General features: G+C 64.3%; 20 protein-coding genes. 12 read left to right on the top strand and 8 right to left on the bottom strand.

What is annotated here, in order from left to right; translation table 11 throughout:
* Positions 1-121: 121 nt before the first annotated feature.
* Positions 122-1,822, top strand: coding sequence for an ATP-binding protein (locus ACX80C_RS16675; protein ID WP_459327583.1), 1,701 nt, complete (start codon positions 122-124; stop codon positions 1,820-1,822).
* Between the two features lie 95 nt (positions 1,823-1,917).
* Here ACX80C_RS16675 and ACX80C_RS16680 read toward each other — a convergent pair whose 3' ends face one another.
* The gene (locus ACX80C_RS16680; protein ID WP_459327584.1) at positions 1,918-3,570 is read right to left on the bottom strand and encodes a BCCT family transporter; all 1,653 of its coding nucleotides are present in this window, start codon (positions 3,568-3,570) and stop codon (positions 1,918-1,920) included.
* Positions 3,571-3,661: 91 nt separating this feature from the next.
* Entirely contained in the window at positions 3,662-4,294 is a 633-nt protein-coding gene (locus tag ACX80C_RS16685) for a putative glycolipid-binding domain-containing protein (RefSeq protein ID WP_459327585.1), read from the bottom strand.
* Positions 4,295-4,363: 69 nt separating this feature from the next.
* On the opposite strand from ACX80C_RS16685, the gene ACX80C_RS16690 reads away from it, so the two are divergent.
* The 4 genes from ACX80C_RS16690 to ACX80C_RS16705 all read left to right on the top strand — a co-directional run bounded on the left by ACX80C_RS16690 (position 4,364) and on the right by ACX80C_RS16705 (position 6,852).
* Positions 4,364-5,281: an alpha/beta hydrolase gene (locus ACX80C_RS16690; RefSeq protein ID WP_459327586.1), complete on the top strand. Its 918-nt coding sequence runs from the start codon at positions 4,364-4,366 to the stop codon at positions 5,279-5,281.
* Positions 5,282-5,360: 79 nt separating this feature from the next.
* Entirely contained in the window at positions 5,361-5,939 is a 579-nt protein-coding gene (locus ACX80C_RS16695; protein WP_459327587.1) for an isochorismatase family protein, read from the top strand.
* A gap of 138 nt (positions 5,940-6,077) precedes the next feature.
* Entirely contained in the window at positions 6,078-6,515 is a 438-nt protein-coding gene (locus ACX80C_RS16700) for a sigma factor-like helix-turn-helix DNA-binding protein (protein WP_459327588.1), read from the top strand.
* Positions 6,499-6,852, top strand: coding sequence for a TraR/DksA family transcriptional regulator (locus tag ACX80C_RS16705; RefSeq protein ID WP_459327589.1), 354 nt, complete (start codon positions 6,499-6,501; stop codon positions 6,850-6,852). The genes ACX80C_RS16700 and ACX80C_RS16705 overlap by 17 nt, the downstream gene beginning before the upstream one ends.
* A 4-nt stretch (positions 6,853-6,856) precedes the next feature.
* Here the strand turns inward: ACX80C_RS16705 and ACX80C_RS16710 are convergent, their stop codons facing one another.
* Positions 6,857-8,272 carry a PucR family transcriptional regulator gene (locus tag ACX80C_RS16710; RefSeq protein ID WP_459327590.1) on the bottom strand — a complete coding sequence of 472 codons (1,416 nt, stop codon included), beginning with the start codon at positions 8,270-8,272 and terminating at the stop codon, positions 6,857-6,859.
* Positions 8,273-8,418: 146 nt separating this feature from the next.
* On the opposite strand from ACX80C_RS16710, the gene ACX80C_RS16715 reads away from it, so the two are divergent.
* Together ACX80C_RS16715 and gabT are read left to right on the top strand one after the other, a co-directional pair.
* Positions 8,419-9,849 carry a gamma-aminobutyraldehyde dehydrogenase gene (locus tag ACX80C_RS16715; protein WP_459327591.1) on the top strand — a complete coding sequence of 477 codons (1,431 nt, stop codon included), beginning with the start codon at positions 8,419-8,421 and terminating at the stop codon, positions 9,847-9,849.
* Between the two features lie 31 nt (positions 9,850-9,880).
* Positions 9,881-11,257, top strand: a complete 1,377-nt coding sequence (gene gabT / locus ACX80C_RS16720; RefSeq protein ID WP_459327592.1) for a 4-aminobutyrate--2-oxoglutarate transaminase — start codon at positions 9,881-9,883, stop codon at positions 11,255-11,257.
* A gap of 215 nt (positions 11,258-11,472) precedes the next feature.
* On the opposite strand, the gene ACX80C_RS16725 is transcribed toward gabT, so the two are convergent.
* From ACX80C_RS16725 to ACX80C_RS16735, 3 genes are read right to left on the bottom strand one after another with little or no spacing between them, the layout of a single operon-like run.
* Complete coding sequence (locus ACX80C_RS16725) at positions 11,473-11,739, bottom strand: helix-turn-helix domain-containing protein (protein WP_459327593.1); 267 nt, start codon at positions 11,737-11,739, stop codon at positions 11,473-11,475.
* The gene (locus tag ACX80C_RS16730) at positions 11,739-12,344 is read right to left on the bottom strand and encodes a hypothetical protein (RefSeq protein ID WP_459327594.1); all 606 of its coding nucleotides are present in this window, start codon (positions 12,342-12,344) and stop codon (positions 11,739-11,741) included. The genes ACX80C_RS16725 and ACX80C_RS16730 overlap by 1 nt, the downstream gene beginning before the upstream one ends.
* Positions 12,345-12,983: a hypothetical protein gene (locus ACX80C_RS16735; RefSeq protein WP_459327595.1), complete on the bottom strand. Its 639-nt coding sequence runs from the start codon at positions 12,981-12,983 to the stop codon at positions 12,345-12,347.
* A 176-nt stretch (positions 12,984-13,159) separates the two neighbouring features.
* Here ACX80C_RS16735 and ACX80C_RS16740 point away from each other — a divergent pair, with 176 nt between their 5' ends.
* The 5 genes from ACX80C_RS16740 to ACX80C_RS16760 all read left to right on the top strand — a co-directional run bounded on the left by ACX80C_RS16740 (position 13,160) and on the right by ACX80C_RS16760 (position 19,814).
* The gene (locus ACX80C_RS16740; RefSeq protein WP_459327596.1) at positions 13,160-14,134 is read left to right on the top strand and encodes a nitrilase-related carbon-nitrogen hydrolase; all 975 of its coding nucleotides are present in this window, start codon (positions 13,160-13,162) and stop codon (positions 14,132-14,134) included.
* A gap of 2 nt (positions 14,135-14,136) precedes the next feature.
* On the top strand, positions 14,137-15,150 hold the full coding sequence (locus ACX80C_RS16745; RefSeq protein ID WP_459327628.1) for an agmatine deiminase family protein: 1,014 nt from the start codon (positions 14,137-14,139) through the stop codon (positions 15,148-15,150).
* 25 nt (positions 15,151-15,175) lie between these two features.
* The gene (locus tag ACX80C_RS16750; RefSeq protein WP_459327597.1) at positions 15,176-16,705 is read left to right on the top strand and encodes an APC family permease; all 1,530 of its coding nucleotides are present in this window, start codon (positions 15,176-15,178) and stop codon (positions 16,703-16,705) included.
* Between the two features lie 182 nt (positions 16,706-16,887).
* Positions 16,888-18,297, top strand: coding sequence for a flavin monoamine oxidase family protein (locus tag ACX80C_RS16755; protein ID WP_459327598.1), 1,410 nt, complete (start codon positions 16,888-16,890; stop codon positions 18,295-18,297).
* Positions 18,298-18,305: 8 nt separating this feature from the next.
* Positions 18,306-19,814 (top strand): APC family permease, encoded by a 1,509-nt coding sequence (locus tag ACX80C_RS16760; RefSeq protein WP_459327599.1) that lies wholly within the window; start codon positions 18,306-18,308, stop codon positions 19,812-19,814.
* Here ACX80C_RS16760 and ACX80C_RS16765 read toward each other — a convergent pair whose 3' ends face one another.
* Both ACX80C_RS16765 and rarD read right to left on the bottom strand, forming a co-directional pair.
* Entirely contained in the window at positions 19,815-20,243 is a 429-nt protein-coding gene (locus tag ACX80C_RS16765) for a universal stress protein (protein ID WP_459327600.1), read from the bottom strand. It abuts the gene before it with no gap.
* A 110-nt stretch (positions 20,244-20,353) separates the two neighbouring features.
* Positions 20,354-21,313 carry an EamA family transporter RarD gene (gene rarD, locus ACX80C_RS16770; RefSeq protein ID WP_459327601.1) on the bottom strand — a complete coding sequence of 320 codons (960 nt, stop codon included), beginning with the start codon at positions 21,311-21,313 and terminating at the stop codon, positions 20,354-20,356.
* Positions 21,314-21,324 lie beyond the last annotated feature (11 nt).

A 21,324-nucleotide genomic window follows, 5' to 3' on the forward strand; every position in this document is an offset into this window, starting at 1 on the left:
CAACTATGCGCGCAACTGATGGCGCGTGAGTGGGTGCTCTATAGAGTGGAGGCATCCGGCGTGCGGTGCATCGGACAGATGCACCGCACGTTCCGCAGTTGACCGTGAGGAGCACCGAGCGATGGACAACGTTCTGTCTTATCTGACGTTCAATACCCGGCAGTTCCACGAAATGTCGATGCGGACACGGGTGCTTCTCAGCCAGGCGCCGATGTCCATCACGGTGGGTGTGCTCGCGCTCGGGAGTGCGATCCTGCATCCGCAGGTGTGGGAGAGCGCCAGTTACCGAGCTGGCGTCGTCCTCAGTGCCTTCATCCTGCTGCTGTGTGCGGCCATCCCGTGGGACCGGATGAAGTACGGGCTGTTCCTCATCATTCCGGTACTGAACTTCGCTCCCGTGTCGCTTCTGCGAACGGGCGCGGGGACGGAACTTCTCGGAATAGGTCTGCTGGCGGTGTTTCCGGTGGTGTGGCTCTGCGCTTCGGACCTGTATCCACGGCTGTGCCTGGCGCTGAGCTTCCTCGGTCCGCTGGCCATGATCTGGGTTCCGTTGTTCGTGAACAATCCGGACGTCACGGTGACCCAGCTCACGCAATCCATTCTGTTGCCGATCATCATCTTCGGAATTGCCGTGACCATCCGGGTGATGACAGCCAGCATGATGGACCAGCAGCGGGCCATGAAGGACAAGGACCACGCCCTGCAGCAACTCCTCCACAAAAGTGCGCAGCGTGAGCGGCTACTGAATGCGACGGTGAACACCGTCGACGTCGGCCTTCTCGCCATCGACGCGGACGGCCACGACATCCTGTTCAACCGGCGCCAGCATGAGATACACCGGATCGGCCTGCCGAAGGGGAGGGACGACGCACCAGAGAAGGAACTGCTCCTGTTCGAGGCCGACGGCGTGACCCCCGTCCCCGCCGAGATGCGACCGGCGTACCGCGCCGTGCAGGGCGAGACCTTCTCAGACCACCTCATCCGGATAGGGGAGCATCCCGAACAGCGGGCTCTTTCGGTTTCAGCGCGCGTGATGCTGGACGAGGCCGGAAATCGTGAGGGTGCCGTTTTGGCCTTCAATGACGTGACGGACCTCGTTGAAGCGTTGAACGCCAAGGAGGAGTTCGTTGCGATGGTTTCGCACGAGCTGCGCACGCCGCTTACCGTGATCGTCGGCCACCTGGAGATCCTGCTCGACGACGAACCGCCGGCGAACGTACTGTCGGGCCTCAACGTCATCGAACGAAACGTCAGCCGGCTCCGGAGACTTGTTGACGACCTCCTTGCCGCTGCCGCAGGCACGCCGGATGTGTCACCGGTTCCGAGCGACCTGGGGGACATTGCCCGTGAATCCGTGGGTGCCATCGCAGCGCGGGGGAGGGAAGCCGGCGTCGTTGTCGTCAATGATGTGCCGCAGGGGACCAGCGCGCATTGCGACCCTGCGCGCATCGGCCAGGTGTTGGACAACCTGCTGTCCAACGCGGTGAAGTATTCGCCGTCCGGCGGCACCGTTACGGTGCGGGCGCAACGCATGCCCGGCTCAGTTGTGTGCGAGGTCGTGGACCAGGGCATGGGCATGAGCCCGGAGGACGCTGCAGAGGTCTTTTCGAAGTTCTTCCGCACGACGGCGGTGCGCGAGGCGGCGATTCCCGGAGTCGGGCTGGGCCTGGCTATTGTGCGCTCCATCGTCGAAGAGCACGGCGGGCAGATTCATTGCCGGAGCGAGTTGGGGCGGGGAACGACTTTCACTTTCGAGCTGCCTGACAACCCCGGCGAAGAGGAACAGCCGCAGCGAGAGGCGGCGGACGACGTCGTCGGGTAGCGCCAGCATTGCACGCAACGTAAGCGCAGCTTCGGCGGGTTCAAGAAGGGCTTGAACCCGCCGAAGCTGTGATGAAGTTCCGAGGACTGGGCGGCTTACCTCGCGGACGCCTCCTCGGCGGTTCCGAGGTCCTCGGGCTGCCGTTCAGGGTTTGGTTCAGGTGTCCGCGGAGTACGACGGCGCTTCAGGCCGGCCACTGCAGGATCCTTCCGCAGATCCATCATCAACGCGACACACAGCCCCACCATGATCAGCACAAACGGCGCTGCGGCGATGATCGTCAGGGTCTGCAGTGCGTCCAGACTGCCGATGAACAGCAGGACGGCGGCCACCGCACCGGTCATGGTGCCCCACAGGATGGTCAGCCACTTCCGCGGATTCTCGGATCCGAAGGAAGAGAGCGAACCGAGCACAATGGACGCTGCGTCCGCGCCGGAGATGAAGAACACCGCTACGAGCAATACCACCAGGATCGCCGTGACCGAGGCGAGCGGATACTCGGCCAGGAGCGCGAACATCGCCGATTCCTGACTTTCCGCGTTGGCTGCTGCGATGTCCACGCCGTTGTTCTGGGCGGTGATCGCGGTGCCGCCCCACACGCCGAACCACACGAGGCTCACGGCGCTCGGCACAGCGACGACGCCGAAAATGAACTCACGGATGGTCCGGCCCCGGGAGATCTTCGCGAGGAACGAACCGACGAAGGGCGTCCATGAGACCCACCAGGCCCAGTAGAAGATTGTCCAGCCGGCAAGCCAGTCCTCGCCACCGAAGGCCCCTGTTCGCGTTGCCATCTGCGGCAGCGCGAAGAGGTAGTTGCCCGCGGATGAGGGGATCAGTTCGAGGATGAAGACCGTGGGGCCGACTACGAACAGGAAGGCGAGCAGCACCAGCGCCGCAATCATGTTGCCGTTGGAAAGCCACTTGATGCCGCGGGAGATGCCGCTGACCGCGGACACCACGAAGCACACGGTCAACAGCGCGATCAGGCCCACCTGCACCCAAAGGTTGCTTTCGACGCCGAAGACCTCGGTCAGGCCGCCGTTGATCTGCACAACGCCGAGACCCAGTGATGTTGCCGAACCGAAGAGTGTTGCAAAAATCGCGAAGACGTCAATTGCCCGAAGTGCCTTGATGTTCGTGCGGCCACGGAACAGCGGAGCGAAAGCCGCGCTGAAACCGGTACCCCGGCCCTTGCGGAACGCCGAGTAGGCAAGGGCAAGCCCGACGACGGCGTAAATCGCCCACGGATGCAGCGACCAGTGGAAGAGGGTGTAGTTCATGGCCTGGCGCGCGGCGGCGTCAGTTCCGGGCTCGACGCCGTCAATGGGCGGTGTCAGGTAGTGGGAGATCGGTTCCGTCACCCCGTAGAACATGAGGCCGATGCCCATACCGGCGCTGAACATCATCGCGATCCATGAGGCGCGGGAGAAGGCAGGCTTCTCATCATCCTTGCCCAGCCGGATGCGGCCGTACTTGCTGAAAGCGAGGAACGCGGCAAAAGCCACAAAACCGGTGGCTGTGAGCACGAAGGCCCAGGAGAAGTTGGATACCAATCCATCGAGGACGCTGCTGGTGACATTGGCGAACCCGGTGGGGAAGACCACACCAAGAATCACCAGCGCCAGCACGACCACCAGGGACGTGTAGAAAACTGGCCGGTCGAGCACGCCTTTGACGGGCGCTGCGCTCGACGGCCCGGGAGGTCCGGACTGTTCCGGACTCTGCTGAGGGACAGAAGTAGACATAATCCTACGGTAGTCCCTGTACAGCGGATGGTCACGTATGATAACCGGCCACGCTGTTGGTGGGTCGAAATGTGAGGAAACTAACCGGAATTCACCCGGTCAGCGTCGCCAGGCCCGGATATTCGACGACTATCCCGTCCCGGTCGATCTGAAGCTCGGCCGTGAACCCGTGGTTGTCAGAGCTGTAAAGGATGACGCCGTTTCGGTCCTCGCCCGGTGCGCGGAGCTGACTGTACATCTGCTGGCTGCGGACCACGCGCAGGCTCGGGACCTCCACCCAGGCCATGGCCATGGATGTTTCATCGGCCGGGGCCAGTTCCTCCGAGTGAAGGTTCAACCGCAGGATCGGCATGGTGTTGGTGACCGGGCAAAGACCCAGGTCGCAGTCCAGTGCACCCGTCAGCGAGGAGGGGTCATCGATGCCCGCCCCGGGGAGCGGGCACTCGCCCGAGCTGTGCGTCGTGCTTGACCACACGCCGTCGTCGGACCGGTCCAGCTCCAGGTGCCGGCTCCAGCCGTGGCCGTGGACGGTGGCGGTGAGCCTGCGGGTCACCCAGCCCTCCGTCGTCGTCAGTGCCCAGCTCATCGCGTACTCATCAGTGCGGGAGGTGCCGTGGGCGCTCAAGCGGCCTTGCTCGAGGTTGATGGTCGCGGTGTCCAGGCGTGCGGCGTCGTCGATGCCCTGCCAGCTGTGAAGCAGGCTCGTATGAAGTTGATTTCCCATTCGCTCACCTTAGAGAGCGGCAGGCCCGCCACGCCAGAGTCTGGACGGAACAGAGTCTAGATTGAGGGGATGACGAGCAACGCGGCGGGCGGCAGTATCGCAATGAGGGCAGCATGCGCGCTGCTGGGGAGGGGTCCTACGAAGCGGCGTTACCTGTCGCCGGAGCGGATGCGCGGGGAGTATCTGGCCCGCAGCTACCCGTCGCCCGCGGAGCCTCCCCGCAGTATCCGCAGGCTCGGCAGCGTCAGGGAATCCCGCATCGCCGGTACGCGTGTGCTGACGCTGACGCCGCGGAAGCCCTCCGGCCGCCGCATCATCTATACGCACGGCGGCACCTACATCAATGAGCTTGTCCGGCCGCACTGGTGGATCATTGCCGAACTGGTCCGCCGGACCGGCGCCGCCGTTACAGTGCCGCTTTACCGGTTAGCGCCCGAGCACTCGTACCGGGAGGGCTACGCGTTCCTGAGCGAGGTCTACCGGAGGGTGCTCGATGACACGGAAGCGGCCGACGTCGTCCTCTCAGGCGACTCGGCGGGCGGCGGACTGGCCGTGGGGCAGGCCCTGCACTTCGCAGCGGAAGGACTGCCCGCGCCGGGTCAGCTCCTGCTGTTCTCGCCGTGGCTGGACATCACCGGAACAAATCCGGAGACGGAGCGTTACCAGCGGGTGGATCCCATGCTTGCCGTACCAGGAGCGGTGGAAGCCGGATCCTGGTGGGCTGACGGCGAGAACCCACGGCATCCCCTCCTGAGTCCGGTCTTCGCACGGGCCGACGCGCTCGCCGCGCTTCCGCCTGTTGAGATCCACCAGGGAGACCGCGACATCTGCATGGCGGATACCCGCCTGTTCGAGAGCAGAATGCACGACGCCGGCGGCCGGCTCACCGTGCATACCTACCCTGGCGCCTTCCACGTGTTCGTGGCGCTACCGTTTCTTCCCGAATCGAGGGTGGCCTACGGCAGGATGGCCACCTTGCTGCGCTGATCCCTGAATGGCGGGATCCTTCCGCTTATTGGCGCCCTTCAGCCTGTCTTCGGCGTCTGCCGGCGCTGAGAATCGTTATATGACTACGCGAACCGATACTGCCCTCCTGGTGATCGATGTCCAGGAGTCCTTCCGTCAGCGCACTGATGACTGGGCGGCAACCGCCAACCCAATGGTGCTGGACAACATCGCACAACTGGTGGAGCACGCGCGCTCCAGCGGTGATCAGGTCGTTTGGGTGACCCACTCTGATCCCGGAACCAACGGGGTGTTCGATCCAGCGAACGGCCACGTCCGGGTCGTGTCTGAATTCGAACCTGCGGAGAGCGAGCTGCAGGTAATGAAAACCTCGGTCAACGCCTTCACAACCACCAACCTTCAACAGCAACTGATGCTTCGGGGTGTCCGCCGTCTGGTGATCTGCGGGATCCGCACGGAGCAGTGCTGCGAGACGACGGCGCGGGTGGCCAGTGATCTGGGCTTCGACGTGGAGTTCGTGATTGATGCCACGACAACCTCAGGAATTCCAGCGGGAGGAAACTATGGAGACGTTTCCGGTGAAGACCTGATGGATCGGACCGCCAGCATCCTGGCTGCGCGTGGTTTCGCCGCGATTGTGACCACAGCCCAGCGGGTGGGAGAACCAGTGGCAGTGTGACGCCAGGCTGGCGTCCCTGCAGCAGCTGGTCATCTTTCAGTTGTTGCACGGGGGCTGGTCGGGAAGATGACGGGGCGTTAGGCTCGGATAAGTAGGCTTATTATCCCGGGGCAGCGGGGAGAATTTTGAGAGGCGCTCATGGGTAGTGTTGAAAGTTCCACCAAGCTTGGCGCCCTGCTGCGCCGGGTAGGGCAGGGTGACCGCGCCGCGTTCACCGAATTCTATGCGGCTACTGCACCGTGCGCCTGCGCCCTCGCGGAGCATCTACTGCCTGATCCAGCGGCGCACCGCGCGCTGGTGGAGCGGGCGTATCTCGAGGTATGGGAACGGGCATCGGAGTACAAGCCTTCCTCAGGCAGCCCTGAAGCGTGGCTGATAAACCTGCTGCACCGGCTGGCTGTGCGCGAGCTGCGTGAACACGACGACGCCCGGCCGGCACAAACGGACCTCCTGCGCATGATCTATTTCGACGGGCTTACCTACCGGGATATCGCCAAGCGCCTCGGCGTGTCATCCGAAACAATCCGCGCGAGGATCCGCGAGAACCTTGGGTTGCTGCGTGCCGGTCGGGTATGAGCGTTTCCGGTCCCTGCTTGAGCAGGAGCGAACGGCCTCGCGTGCTGCCCAGGCCGCGCTGAGCGCCGATTTCGCATCGACCAGCGACCTCCGGCGAGACTCCAATGTCGACGACGAACACGATCCCGAAGGTTCCACTATCGCTTTCGAGCTGTCCCAGTCCGCCACCCTGATCAGGGAAGTTAATTCGCGGATCGCCGAGGTCGAAGCCGCGCTCCACCGTCTGGAGACCGGAACTTACGGGATCTGCGAAGTATGCCATGTTCCAATCGCCGAGGGCAGGCTGGAAGCCCGGCCATGGACGCGATTCTGCATCAACCACGCGGCCGGTGCGTGAGAACCTACCGCAACCCGCGAACGTTCAATGCGAGGTAAAGGTGCACGCGGTCGGCCGTGATGGACGGGTCGTAGCCGGTCAGGTCCACAATCTGCTGGAGCCGGTAGCGGACGGTGTTCCTGTGCAACTGCAGCACGTCGGCCACCGCCGCCACCGAACCGTTGAGCGCGAGGTACTTTTCGAGCGTGAGCATGAGTTCGGCGCCGTGCCGTTCATCGAACGCGGCAACCGGGTCCAGTGCTTCCGAAGCAAGGTCTGCCAGCGGCACGTCCTCACTCGCCATGAGAAGTGACGTAAGGCTCAACCGGTCCGGCCGGTTCACGGCCTGGCCGCGGGTGAGTGACTCGCGAGCCTCGAAGTAGCTCCACCGCAACCCGCTGGGCTGGGCATACCCGCCGCCGAACCCCACCTTCGCGGTGAACCCGGCCCCGTGCAGGTACTCACTGATCTCGCGGCTGAGCGATTCGCCGTCGCTCTCCGGCACCGTGATGATCAGCCGATCATCGAGGATGGCGGTCACGACGTCGTCGTGCTTGCCCGGGAGGGGGAGGGTGCGCAGGGCGCGGCGCTGCCCCGTCGCGACGTCGGCAATGACCACGCACTGGCGTCGCACGGTATCGATGCCCGCGCTGCCCAGACGCGCCGCGGCGTCGGTCCCGGCAATGGTGCCGCGCACCACGTCCTGCAGGAGTTGGCCGACGACGGCGCGCTCGCTCGCCCGCCGCCGCGCCTGGTTGCTCAACTCGACGCTGATCAGGCTCTGGGCGTAGGCAACGATGGCGTCGCGCTCATAGGGTTCGGCGATCGCGAGGGTGCAGCGGTCCTTCAGCCCGGTGGCCACCGGTACGCGGTGCCATTCCCGGTCCTGCTCCGCGCCGCTTCCGGTCGCGAAAAGGCGCGTTCCGTACTGGGACAGTACGACGTCGGTGCGCAGCAGGGCGGCCAGCTCGCGCAGGAGCTGGGGGAGTCCGCCACCGCCCAGCAGGGCGGAGGCGAGGACCTGGTGGCCCTTCAACAGGTTCTCGAGGCGGGCATAGTGCTCTGCGGACAGTGAATCGGCGACGATCTTTCCGATGGCGATGAACGGGGTTTCGTAGGGAACCCGGAAAACCGGCAGTCCAAGCTCGTCCGCCTGATCAAGAAATGCGGACGGCACCTTTTCGTGGCTAAGGCCGGTACCGAGTCCGACCGCCAGCGCTCCGGAGGCGTGCACACGCTTGACGAAATTCCGCTGGGAGGTCGCGGACTTCTGGCGCAGGCCGGTAGTGAGGACCACCTCGCCGCCGGAAAGGAAGGGCTGCGGATCTTCGAGCTCGGTAACTGCGACCCATTGCACCGGGACATCGGTGACGGGACTTGTGCCCACCCGTTGCAGCTTCAACGCAGGGGCGGCCAACAGAGCGGACAGTGTGATCGCCATAACGTCAACTATAGGGCTTAGGGGTTGTGCGGATGCATCACGGTTTTCGAAATGCATTGTGCGCGTGGACCTAGGCGACGTGGTGCGCACCACGTAGGGTCGGCAGGGAAATCAAAGCCTTGCCTATCCAAGAAGGGAACCCTGCCGTGGTCACTACCCTGCAGAACTTCATCAACGGCCAGTTCGTCACGCCAACCGGCAGCGAGCTGATCGACATCGTGAACCCCACCAACGGGGAAGTTGTCGCGAAGTCGCCGGTTTCCGTGCAGGCCGACATCGACGCCGCGATGAGCGCCGCGAAGACCGCCTTCCCGTCATGGAAAGCCGTCACTCCGGGCCAGCGGCAGCTGATGCTGCTCAAGCTCGCCGACGCCATCGAAGCGAACAGCGACGAGCTGGTTGACGCCCAGCACCGCAACACCGGCCAGGTCCGCGCGATGATCGCCTCCGAAGAGATTGCCGCCGGTGCCGACCAGATACGCTTCTTCGCCGGTGCCGCACGCCTCCTTGAGGGCAAGTCAGCCGGTGAGTACTTCGAGGGCCACACCTCCTACGTGCGCCGCGAACCGGTCGGCGTCGTCGCGCAGGTTGCACCGTGGAACTACCCGTTCCTCATGGCCATCTGGAAGATCGGCCCCGCCCTCGCTGCCGGCAACACCATTGTGCTCAAGCCGAGCGACACCACCCCGGAATCCACCCTCGTTCTCGCCCGCCTCACACAGGGCATCCTGCCCGACGGCGTCCTCAACGTTGTGCTCGGAACCGGCGAAACCGGTGCCGCAATGGTGGAGCACAAGACCCCCGCCATGGTTTCAATCACCGGATCCGTCCGCGCCGGTATCGCCGTTGCGACCGGCGCCGCGAAGGGCCTGAAGCGGGCGCACCTTGAGCTCGGAGGCAAGGCACCCGCCGTCGTCTTCGCTGATGCGGACCTGAAAAAGACCGCCGAAGCCATCGCCGAGTTCGCCTTCTTCAATGCCGGTCAGGACTGCACGGCCATCACCCGTGTGCTCGTACAGGATGAAGCGCACGATGACCTTGTGACCGCGATGGTGGAACACACCAAGACCCTCACAACGGGCGACGCCGATGACACCAGGAACTACTTCGGTCCGCTGAACAACATCAACCACTTCAATTCAGTCAACGCCGTCATGGATGCGCTGCCCTCGCACTGCTCCGTTGCGGTTGGCGGCAAGCGCTCCGGCGACAAGGGCTACTTCTACGAGGCGACCATCATCACCGGCGCCAAGCAGACCGATGACATTGTGCAGAAGGAAACCTTCGGCCCGATCATCACGGTGCAGAAGTTCTCCACCGAGGACGAAGCAGTCGAGATGGCCAACGACGTCGAATACGCCCTCGCTTCCAGTATCTGGACCACCGACCACGGCACCGCCATGCGCGTCTCCCGCGACCTGGACTTCGGCGCCGTCTGGATTAACACCCACATCCTCCTCACCGCCGAGATGCCGCACGGCGGCTTCAAGAGCTCCGGCTACGGCAAGGACCTCTCCATGTACGGCGTGGAGGATTACACCCGCATCAAGCACGTCATGAGTGCGCTGGACGCCTGAGCTCCACGGCACCCTAGAAAGGACCGTTTCAATGACAACGCAGACCACCCAGGCACTCCAGCCTCAGTTCCGGCTTGAACAGAAGCGCAGGATCACAGGCACCTTCCCTGGCCCCAAGTCCGTCGCGCTCAACGAGCGCCGTTCCGCCGTCGTCGCCAAGGGCGTCGCCTCCGGTGTCCCCGTGTACGTGGCGGACGCCGACGGCGGGATCGTGCACGACGTCGACGGCAACTCGTTCATCGACCTCGGCTCGGGCATCGCGGTGACAAGCGTCGGGGCGTCGGATCCCGCCGTCGTCGCCGCCGTCAGGGAACAGGTGGAGCACTTCACTCATACCTGCTTCATGGTGACCCCATACGAGGGTTACATCGCCGTCGCGGAGAAGCTCGCCGAGCTGACCCCGGGCGACTTCGAAAAGCGCACCGTCCTGTTCAACTCAGGCGCTGAAGCGGTGGAGAATGCCGTCAAGGTTGCCCGCGTGGCCACTGGCCGCACCGCCGTCGTAGCCTTTGATCATGCCTACCATGGCCGGACCAACCTGACGATGGCTCTGACCGCGAAGTCCCTTCCGTACAAGGGTGGGCCTGCCGGTAACTTCGGGCCGTTTGCGTCCGAGGTCTACCGTGTGCCGATGAGCTACCCGTTCCGTGAGGAGAACCCGTCGATCTCGGGAGTCGAGGCAGCGCGTCGGGCGATCACGATGATGGAGAAGCAGATCGGCGTGGAGTCGCTCGCGGGCATCATCATCGAGCCCATCCAGGGCGAGGGCGGTTTCATCGTCCCCGCCGAGGGCTTCCTGCCGACGCTCGCCGAGTGGGCGCGGGAGAACGGCGTCGTCTTCATTGCGGACGAGGTGCAGTCGGGCTTCTGCCGGACGGGCGAGTGGTTCGCCGTCAACCATGAGGGTGTGGTCCCGGATCTCATCACCATGGCGAAGGGGATTGCCGGCGGCATGCCGCTCTCGGCGGTCACGGGCCGGGCGGACCTGCTCGACGCCGTCCACCCCGGCGGTCTGGGTGGAACCTACGGCGGCAACCCGGTTGCGTGTGCCGCGGCGCTCGCGGCGATCGACACCATGACGGACCTTGACCTGTCGGCACGTGCGCGGCGGATCGAGGAGATTGTGGTTGCGCGCCTGCGTAAGTTGCAGTCGGAAACGGGCATCATCGGTGAGGTTCGTGGCCGCGGCGCAATGCTCGCGATCGAGTTCGTGATGCCAGGTTCGAAGGAGCCCAACCCTGTTGCGACGAAGGCCATCGCCGCATCGTGCCTGGAGGAGGGCGTCATCATCCTTACCTGCGGCACGTACGGCAACGTGGTCCGGTTGCTGCCGCCGCTGGTGATCGGCGAGGATCTGCTGAACGACGGCCTCGACGTCCTGGAGGCCGCGATCCGTGCGGTGAAGTAGCTTTTCCGGCGCTGAGTGCTTAGATAATCGCCCTTTGGTGCGGCCATTCGGTGATTATCTCGACACTCAACGGATGTACGACGACGGCGGTCGGCTGGGATTTCCCGGCGGGCCGCCGTCGTCGTCCTGTTTGCCGCGCAGCCTGTGTGCCGCCTCGACGCACCTAACCAACGGAACCGTGCGCTTCACGCCGACGACGGCGCTTCAATGCCGCGTCACCTGCGGGAAGTCAACGGACCCGTTCCCTCAGGGCTGGGACGTGCGACGGTCAGGAGGTCGCCGACGTCGCACTGAAGCACCTCGCAGATCGCCCGCAAGGTGGAGAAGCGGATGGCACGGGCGCGGTCGTTCTTCAGGATCGACAGGTTCACGATGCTCATGTCCACCCGTCTGCCGAGCTCGGTCAGCGTCATCCCGCGTTGGGCCAGCAACTCGTCCAGGCGGCAGTGAATACCGGTATCTTCAGGTTCCTTTGCGGCCACTAGATGAGCCCGTCGGTATCTCGTCGAAGCCGGTACCCGGCCTCGAATGCTCCGGCAACCAGCACCGCGCCAATCCCGACCACGAACGGCAGAAGGTCCAGTTCCATGATGAAGAACGCGCTGTCATCCCGCGCGGGCAGCAACTGAATCCGTTTCAGGACCGCATGAACGCCGAACATGTGCAGCATCGACCCGGCGGTCCCGCTCACCATGACCGCAATCCCGGTGCCCCCGATGAGCCACGGCAGTCGGCGGGTGAACGGCTCGCGCCGGTAGATCCGCCACCCCAGCCAGGCGAGCATGGCGAGAGCGATGATCGCGGCGAGGAACCCGAACGCCGATGCCGATCCAAGCAGCCAACGCTCACCGCTCGTCACGTCCGTAACGGTAAGAGAAGCAGTTGCATAGTCGGCATCTTGTACCCCTTCGATTCGCTCACCCAGCGCAGGCGCCTGGAGATTATCCAGTGGTACGCCCAGTTCAAGCGGGCCGGGTGCGACGGCGGTCAGTGCACCGGCCACAGACAGTGCCGCGGCGGCAAGTCCAAGTACGACGGCGATTCCCAAGGCGGTGCGCCGGTCAGCCCGTTGCATTGTCGTTCCCATTCAGATCAGTCCATCCGTTTCGCGCTGCAGGCGCGTGCCGATGTGGAAGGCGCCGGCGAAGAGTGCACAGAAGATGCCGAGTACGAGTCCAAGTGCATCGAACTCCGTGAAGTAGCAGGTATTCGTGAAGGGCGCACCTTCGAGTGCAATCTCTAGGTCGGCAAGGATGGCCCCCTGCGCGTCCACGAGGATTGCGGGAAACACGAATGCGCCTGCGATGTTCAGAGCTGCAACCGCGGCCAGTCCGGCGGTCATCATTCGACCGAATGGGCGTTCGAGATAGATGCGCAAGGCCAGCCAGAAGAATACGACGAAGATCGCGACCATGAGCGCCACCGCGACAAGCATGGTTGTGATGAACGGCGTCATAGCGTCACCGCTGACGCCGTGCACTGCCATCGAGAACGAGTCGAACTGGGCTTCAGTCACGTTCGAGCTTTGGCTCCAATTCGAAGGCGGGGTGGCTGCGGGGAACGTCAGATACGTGGTGCCATTCGCGCCGAGAACGATCGCGGCAACGGAAATGAGGAGGAGAACTACGGTGCCCGTCCCCATCAGCAGCATGACCCCGAGCAGGCCGACTTTCTCTACAGCTTTCAGCGCCGCCCGCGGTTTGCCGGGCGAGAGTGCAGTAATCATTGAGACCTCCGAGACTGTTAACGATGTTCGATAACAACGATAGTCGTTAACTTATCGAATGTCGATAAGGCGTCTGATGGCTCAACGGAAGTTCTCTTGCATTCGCGCTCATGGGCGGCCATAATAAACGAACACCATTCGTTTTGTGACCCCCATCTCACACTGGAGCTTTTCCCATGATTGAAGTGACACGGAGCCAGACGCCGGAGTCCTATGCCCGTACCACAGAGCCCGTCCGTACACCCCTCCGCGTGGGCCTGGTTCAGCATCGTTGGCAGCCCGACGAGAACGCCGTCAAGGCCGAACTCAACGAGGGCATCGCCCGCGCGGCTGCGCAGGGCGCCAAGGTTGTCTTCCTGCCCGAACTCACGCTGTCCCGCTACCCCGCGGACACCCTGCCCGAGGGCACGCCGGCCGACGACGCCGAGGACCTCCTCACCGGCCCCACCTTCACCTTCGCGGCGGAAGCGGCACGGAAGCACGGCGTCAGCGTCCACGCCTCGCTCTACCAGAAGGCGGAGAACCCCGACGGCGATACAGACGGCCTTGGCCTCAACACCGCAATCCTCGTTTCCCCGAAGGGTGAGCTGCTCGCCCGCACGCACAAACTGCACATTCCCGTCACCGAGGGGTATGTGGAGGACAAGTACTTCCGCCAGGGCCCGGCCGGTGAAGACGCCTACGCCGTCCACGAACCGGCGGAACTGAACGGCGCGCGCCTCGGGATGCCTACCTGCTGGGACGAGTGGTTCCCAGAGGTAGCCCGCCTCTACTCCCTGGCCGGCGCCGACCTGCTCGTCTACCCGACCGCCATCGGCTCCGAACCAGCCTTTCCGAAGTTCGATACGCAGCCCCTTTGGCAGCAGGTGATTGTCGGCAACGGAATTGCGAACGGCCTGTTCATGGTTGTGCCGAACCGCTGGGGCAACGAGGGCAACGTCAGCTTCTACGGCTCGTCCTTCATCTCCGACCCGTACGGCCGCATCCTCGTTCAGGCGCCCCGCGACGAATCCGCGGTTCTCGTCACGGACCTCGACCTCGACCAGCGGAGCGACTGGCTTGAGCTGTTCCCCTTCCTCAACACCCGCCGCCCGGACACCTACCAGGCCCTGCTGGACCCAGTGCCGGCGCGAAAGCTGGTCACGTCATGAGGATGCCCGCGGAGACCACCCCGCAGGACCGGGTGTGGATGGCGTTTCCTCCCGGCGGTTACACCCTGGGTGACACCGCCGAAGAAGCTCACGCCGCCCGTAGCACCTGGGCGGCGGTGGCGAACGCCGTCGTCGACTTTGCGCCCGTGACCATGCTGGTTGACCCGGCCGACTTAGGAGTTGCCGCCACCTACCTTCGGCCCACCATCGAAGTAGAGAACGCCCCCCTGAACGACGCCTGGATGCGGGACATCGGCCCCACCTTCGTTTACGACGACGACGACGGCGGCCTCGCGGCCATCGACTGGGTCTTCAACGGCTGGGGCCAGCAGGAGTGGGCGCGCTGGGACAAGGACGAACTCATCGGCGCCCGCGTCGCGGAGCTCGCCGGGGTGAAGCGGATCGCCTCGAAGCTCGTCAATGAGGGCGGCGGAATCCACGTTGACGGCGAGGGGACCGTACTGGTCACCGAAACCGTTCAACTGGACCCCTTCCGCAACCCGGGCCTTACCAAGCGCGATGTTGAAGCGGAACTCGTCCGCACCCTCGGCGCCACCAAGGTCATCTGGCTTCCACGCGGCCTCACGCGGGACTCCGAACAGTACGGGACCCGCGGCCATGTGGACATTGTCGCCACCATCCCCGAACCGGGAACCCTGCTGGTCCACAGCCAGCAGAACCCGGAGCACCCCGACTATCAGGTAAGCCGCGAGATCATCGCGTACCTCGCCACCACCACTGACGCCGCCGGACGACCCTGGCGCATCATCGAAGTGCCGGCTCCGGAAACCCTGGCCGACGACGACGGGTGGGTGGACTACAGCTACATCAATCACCTCGTGGTCAATGACGGCGTCATCGCCTGCACGTTCAACGACCCCATGGATGACAAGGCACTGGCCATCCTCGCCGACGCCTACCCTGGGCGCTCCGTCAGGGGCGTCGACGCCCGCGAATTGTTCGCCCGTGGCGGCGGAATCCACTGCATCACCCAGCAGCAGCCTGCTGTCAACTGAACTTACGACGAGGTAAGGAAACCCCATGAGCACAACTCAAGTGCGCGCAACGAATGAAAAGTTCTCCAGCAAGGGCCTGAAGACAGGGCAGTTGGGGCTGCTCGCCGTCGTCGTGATCGGTATTTCCACCATCGCGCCGGCGTATGTCCTGACCAGCACGCTCGGGCCCACGGTGCAGAGCATCGGAGTGCACCTGCCTGCGATCTTCATTGTCGGCTTCATCCCGATGTTCCTCGTGGCGCTCGGCTACCGCGAACTGAACTCGGACACACCGGACAGCGGCACCACCTTCACGTGGGTGACCAAGGCGTTCGGACCGTACATCGGCTGGATCGGCGGCTGGGGGCTGCTGGCGGCGAACATCATTGTGCTGTCCAACCTGGCAGGCGTGGCTGTCGACTTCTTCTACCTCTTCCTCTCCCAGCTCACCGGGCAGGAAGCTATTGCCGACCTCGCCGGGATCCGTTGGCTGAACATCCTCACGTGCCTGATGTTCGTCGGCACGGCCGTGTGGGTTTCCTGCCGCGGCGTCAAAACCACGAAGGCCGTGCAGTACGGGCTCGTGGGGCTGCAGGTAGTTGTGCTCGCCTGGTTCGTGATCGCGGCGTTCAGCCGTATCGGACAGGGAACAGACCCTCAGGCGATCGCCTTCTCCTGGGACTGGTTCAACCCGTTGGGAATCGACAGCTTCTCAGCCTTCGCCGTCGGCCTTTCGCTCTCGATCTTCGCCTTCTGGGGCTGGGACGTCTGCCTCACCGTCAGCGAGGAAACCCGCAACGGCAAGAAAACTGCCGGGCTCGCAGCTGCGGTGACCGCCGTCGTCGTGCTCGGAATTTACCTGCTGGGCGCGATCGCCACGCTGATGTTCGCCGGCGTCGGGACCGAGGGTGTCGGCCTGAATAACCCGGACATTTCCGAGAATGTGTTCGCCGCGCTGGCCGCCCCGGTCATGGGACCGTTCGCGATCCTGCTCTCGCTCGCGGTGCTGTCCAGTTGCGCCGCGTCCCTGCAGTCGACGTTTGTCTCGCCTGCGCGTAGCCTGCTCGCTATGGGGTACTACAAAGCCCTGCCGGATAAGTTTGCCACCGTGCACCCGAGGTTCCGTTCGCCGGTCTTCGCGACCATTGTTGCCGGCGTGATTTCGGCCGGGTTTTACTCCCTGATGCGGGTGATCAGCGACAACGTCCTGAATGACACGATCATGGCGCTCGGCCTCATGATCTGCTTCTACTACGGCCTCACCGCGCTCGCATGTGTCTGGTACTTCCGCCGCAGCGCGTTCTCCTCGGCACGCAACCTGGTGTTCCGCTTCCTCGCTCCGCTGCTGGGCGGACTCGGCCTGATCGTCGTGTTCCTGCAGACCGCGATCGACAGCTGGGACCCCGCATTCGGCAGCGGCTCGGAGGTGTTCGGCGTCGGCCTGGTGTTTGTGATCGGCGTCGGCATCATCGCCCTCGGCATCCTTGTGATGCTGCTGGTCCGCCGTACACACCCAGCCTTCTTCCGCGGCGAGACCCTGCGCAAGGACACTCCCGCGCTGGAGGTGGCGGAATGAAAGCACGACGACGGCCCGTCCAACACTCCTGGCTGACCACGCCGCCCAGTTCGTGGCAGAGCGCGACCAACCAGGACACCCCGGCTGAGTGCGCAGATAACGAGGCTACGAGCTGCGCAAAAGGCAATGAGCTGCACACTCAACGCGCTAAGTAACACCAACTGTTAGACAAGGAACAACTGATGAATACCGACAACCATCCCACGCTTACCCGCGACGTCGTCGTTATCGGCGCCGGCGCCTCCGGCCTTACCGCCGCGACCGAGCTGAAGAAGGCCGGCCTGAGCGTCGCCGTCCTTGAGGCACGGGACCGCGTTGGCGGCCGGCTTTGGACCCGCGAGATTGACGGCGCGATGCTGGAAATCGGCGGCCAGTGGGTCTCACCGGATCAGGATGCACTGATCGAGACCCTCGCCGAACTGGGGCTGGACACCTACTCCCGCTACCGCGAGGGGGAGTCGCTCTACCTCGACGCGGCCGGCGCGCAAACCCGATTCACCGGCGAGATGTTCCCCGTTTCGGCTGAGACCGAAGCCGAGATGGAACGGCTCATCGAGGAACTCGACGCCCTCACCGCCGAGATCGGCCCCGAAGAGCCGTGGGCGCATGCCAAGGCACAGGAACTCGACCGGATCTCCTTCTCCCGTTGGCTCGAGGAACGTACCGATGACCAGGAGGCACGCGACAATATCGGTATGTTCATCGCCGGCGCCATGCTGACCAAGCCGGCGCACTCCTTCTCCGCGCTGCAGGCCGTGCTGATGGCAGCCAGTGCGGGCAGCTTCACCCACCTGGTCGACGCCGATTTCATCCTCGACAAGCGCGTGATCGGGGGATTGCAGCAGGTGCCGCTGCGGCTGGCGGACAAGCTGGGAGAGGACGTGCACCTGAACACTCCGGTGCGGACCGTTCATTGGAGTGAAGAGAGTGTGACAGTGGTCAGCGACAAGGTCACCGTGCACGCCAAGCGCGTGATCATGGCGGTTCCGCCGAACCTGATCTCCCGGGTCAGCTTCGATCCGCCGCTGCCGCGCCGGCAGCACCAGATGCACCAGCACCTCTCGCTGGGCCTGGTCATCAAGGTTCACGCGGTCTATGACAAGCCGTTCTGGCGCGAGCAGGGACTCTCGGGAACGTGCTTCAGCCCGTATCAGCTGGTCCACGAGTCGTATGACAACACAAACCACGGGGACGCCCGCGGAACCCTTGTCGGTTTCGTCTCGGACGAGCACGCCGACGCCGTCTTCCGCCTCAGCGCCGAGGAGCGCAAGCAGCGCATCCTCGAATCGCTGGCCGCTTACTATGGCCCGGAAGCGCTGAACCCGGAGGTGTACTACGAGAGCGACTGGGGCACGGAAGAGTGGACCCGCGGCGCCTACGCTGCGAGCTTCGACCTCGGCGGGCTGTCCCGCTACGGCGCAGACCAAAGTGCGCCCGTGGGCCCAATCTATTTCTCCTGCAGCGACTTCGCCGCCAAGGGCTACCAGCACGTGGACGGCGCAATCCGCATGGGCCGCAAGACCGCCCAGCTGATCCTGGCTGCGCAGGGCGCGGCGTCGCCGCCGTCGTACGCGGCAGCGAATTCGAACTAGGTCATGTCATGAGCATCGAATCGAAGAAGGAAACCGCGGGCGGGTTGAGCCTGAAGGGGCTCAAGCCCGGGACCGTGGGGCTGTTCGGCGCGGTTGTGATCGGCGTGTCCTGCATCGCGCCGGCCTACACGCTGACCGCAGCCCTTGGCCCCACCGTCGCGGAGGTGGGCGTGCAGTTGCCGGCGATCTTCCTCGTCGGCTTCATTCCCATGCTGCTGGTGGCCCTCGGCTACCGGGAGCTGAACAACGCGATGCCCGACGCCGGGACCTCCTTCACGTGGTCAACCCGAGCATTCGGGCCATGGGTGGGCTGGATGGGCGGTTGGGGGCTGATCGCGGCGACGATTATTGTCCTGTCGAACCTGGCCGCGGTCGCGGTGGACTTCTTCTATTTGATGCTCGCGCAGCTCACCGGGAACCCGGCGCTCGCCGACCTGACGCTGAACCTGCCCCTGAATATCGCGACCACGCTGGTATTCGTTGCGCTGGCCTGCTGGGTGTCCTACCGCGGGATGGAGACCACCAAGGCCGTGCAGTACGTGCTCGTCGGGTTCCAGGTGATTGTGCTGGTGTGGTTCGCGATCGCCGCGTCCGTGCACGTTGCCAATGGGACCGCGTTCGACGCCACTGCGATCACACCCGACTGGTTCAACCCGTTCGCCGTAGAGTCCTTCTCAGCGTTCGCCGCGGGTGTCTCGCTGTCCATCTTCGTGTACTGGGGCTGGGACGTCACCCTGACCATGAACGAGGAGACCAAGGACCCAGAGCGTACGCCGGGGCGTGCTGCCACGGTAACGGTCCTGGTGATCGTGGTGCTGTACCTCGCGGTATCGCTCGCCACGCTCGCCTACGCCGGTGTTGGCGACGGTGAGCTCGGCGCCGGCAACGAGGATAACCAGGGAAGCATCTTCGCGGTGCTCGCCGGACCGGTGATGGGCCCGTTCGCGATCCTGATGTCATTGACCGTCCTGAGCAGTTCGGCGGCCTCGTTGCAGTCGACGTTCGTGTCCCCGGCCCGCACCCTGCTGTCCATGGGGCACTACCGTGCGCTGCCGGCGTCGTATGCCAAGGTCAGCCCGCGCTACAAGTCGCCCTCGTACGCCACGATCGCAGCCGCCGTTGCCGCCGCCGGGTTCTATGTGGTCACGCGGGTGCTGTCCGAGAACGCGCTGTATGACACGATCACGGCGCTCGGCATGATGATCTGCTTCTACTACGGCATCACGGCGCTGGCCTGCGTCTGGTATTTCCGTGCGGTCGCGTTCTCCTCCGCCCGGGCTTTCCTGTTCAAGCTCCTGGCACCGTTGCTCGGCGGCGTGATCCTGCTGGTGATGTTCGTCAAGACCGCGTCCGATTCGATGGACCCCGCGTACGGGTCCGGGTCCTCACTGTTCGGCGTGGGCCTGGTGTTTGTCCTCGGTATGGGCGTAATCCTGCTCGGCGCAGTGCTCATGCTCGTGATGTACCGGGTAAATCCGGCGTTCTTCCGCGGCGAAACGCTCCGGAAGGCCCGTTAGCTAAGCTGTTCTCACGATCAGAACATCGCACGGAGCATTGTGCGCCAGGCTGCTCGCGACACTTCCGAGTACCCGGCCAAGGCCCTTCATGCCGACGTTTCCGACCACCAGAAGTTCCGCGGTTGTCCGCCTCGCTTCACCGATCAGGGCATCCTGCGGCTTGCCCCGAACGGCGAGCGGGCGCACGGCCAGGCCGGGGTGCTCTTTGCGCAGCTTGTCGGCAACCTTCGTGGCGACCTCCAGGGCCTGCTCGGCGTCATCGAGTACCCAGGTTTCACTGCCGATCTTGACGATCTCGGTGGTGTCCTTCGTATGGGCACTCACTACGGTGAGCTCGGCCTTGAGACTCGAGGCCATCCCGGCTGCGCGGGAAGCTGCCTTGAAGGCGGTCTCACTGCCGTCTACTCCGACGATCACGGTTCCGGTCATGCTGCTCTTCTCCTTGGTGTGGCGGCTGGCGGTGCGGTGGACGGTAGTCCATTGATGAGCCTATACGCCCAACACCCACGACGGCGGCGCGCGGCTCCGGAGGGCAAGCGTTAGGCCGCGGCCTCAGCCAGTTCCGGCCGACGCGGTCGCGCGTTCTTGCGCACTGTGCGGACCATATCTACCGTGAGCAGGGCGAGCCCCACCCAGACCAGGCCGAAGCCGATCCACCGTTCGAGCGGCATCTCCTCGCGGAACACCGTGAGCGCGAGGATGAACTGGAGCACTGGTGCAAGGTACTGCAGCATGCCGATGCTGGTGAGGGGAAGCCGCCGGGCGGCGGCGCCGAAGAAGATCAGGGGTACGGCGGTGATGACGCCGGAGGCGGCCATGATCCAGAAGTGGCCGGTGCCTTCGGTTAGCAGGGTGGCGCCACCGGAGAGTGTCAACCAGATCATAACTGCGGCGGCGATCGGCGTGAGAACAGCGGTTTCGATGCTCAGGCTGGAAACGGCGTCGACACTCGGGCCCACCCGCTTCTTCACGAAGCCGTAGAAACCGAAGGAGAACGCGAGCGCCAGCGCAATCCACGGCACATTGCCGTAACCGACAGCCAGTACGACGACGGCCACGAACCCCATTCCGACGGCCGCCCACTGAAGCGGGCGCAGCCTCTCGCGGAGCACGAAGACGCCGAGCAACACTGAGACGATCGGGTTGATGAAGTAGCCGAGGGAGGCCTCGATGGCGTGGCCGTTGGTTACCCCGTAGGTGTAGACGAACCAGTTAACGGCGATCAGGAGCGCAGCGACGGTTAGGGTTCCCAGTACTTTGGGGTTGCGAAATGCTGTTCGCACCGTGGTCCAGCCGCGCAGCACCGTTAGCAGCAGCGCGCAAAAGAGCAGTGACCAGAGCACGCGGTTGGCCACAATTTCGATGGCGGTGGCCGGCAACAGGATGAGGAAGTAGATGGGGAGCAGACCCCATAGTCCGTACGCTCCGATGCCGAAGAGGATCCCAAGGGAGTTCTCGCTGCGGGGAGGTCGCTGACGGGCGCTGCTCGGTCTGGTCACAACAGGGAAAG

Source organism: Arthrobacter tecti (assembly GCF_054511355.1).

Coding starts and splice junctions, on each gene's coding strand:
- ACX80C_RS16690 (WP_459327586.1), top strand. CDS start 4,364: ATGACGAGCAACGCGGCGGGCGGCAGTATCGCAATGAGGGCAGCATGC.
- ACX80C_RS16685 (WP_459327585.1), bottom strand. CDS start 4,294: ATGGGAAATCAACTTCATACGAGCCTGCTTCACAGCTGGCAGGGCATC.
- ACX80C_RS16695 (WP_459327587.1), top strand. CDS start 5,361: ATGACTACGCGAACCGATACTGCCCTCCTGGTGATCGATGTCCAGGAG.
- ACX80C_RS16765 (WP_459327600.1), bottom strand. CDS start 20,243: ATGACCGGAACCGTGATCGTCGGAGTAGACGGCAGTGAGACCGCCTTC.
- ACX80C_RS16735 (WP_459327595.1), bottom strand. CDS start 12,983: ATGATTACTGCACTCTCGCCCGGCAAACCGCGGGCGGCGCTGAAAGCT.
- gabT (WP_459327592.1), top strand. CDS start 9,881: ATGACAACGCAGACCACCCAGGCACTCCAGCCTCAGTTCCGGCTTGAA.
- ACX80C_RS16755 (WP_459327598.1), top strand. CDS start 16,888: ATGAATACCGACAACCATCCCACGCTTACCCGCGACGTCGTCGTTATC.
- ACX80C_RS16750 (WP_459327597.1), top strand. CDS start 15,176: ATGAGCACAACTCAAGTGCGCGCAACGAATGAAAAGTTCTCCAGCAAG.
- ACX80C_RS16730 (WP_459327594.1), bottom strand. CDS start 12,344: ATGGGAACGACAATGCAACGGGCTGACCGGCGCACCGCCTTGGGAATC.
- ACX80C_RS16740 (WP_459327596.1), top strand. CDS start 13,160: ATGATTGAAGTGACACGGAGCCAGACGCCGGAGTCCTATGCCCGTACC.
- ACX80C_RS16710 (WP_459327590.1), bottom strand. CDS start 8,272: ATGGCGATCACACTGTCCGCTCTGTTGGCCGCCCCTGCGTTGAAGCTG.
- ACX80C_RS16680 (WP_459327584.1), bottom strand. CDS start 3,570: ATGTCTACTTCTGTCCCTCAGCAGAGTCCGGAACAGTCCGGACCTCCC.
- ACX80C_RS16700 (WP_459327588.1), top strand. CDS start 6,078: ATGGGTAGTGTTGAAAGTTCCACCAAGCTTGGCGCCCTGCTGCGCCGG.
- ACX80C_RS16675 (WP_459327583.1), top strand. CDS start 122: ATGGACAACGTTCTGTCTTATCTGACGTTCAATACCCGGCAGTTCCAC.
- ACX80C_RS16760 (WP_459327599.1), top strand. CDS start 18,306: ATGAGCATCGAATCGAAGAAGGAAACCGCGGGCGGGTTGAGCCTGAAG.
- ACX80C_RS16745 (WP_459327628.1), top strand. CDS start 14,137: ATGCCCGCGGAGACCACCCCGCAGGACCGGGTGTGGATGGCGTTTCCT.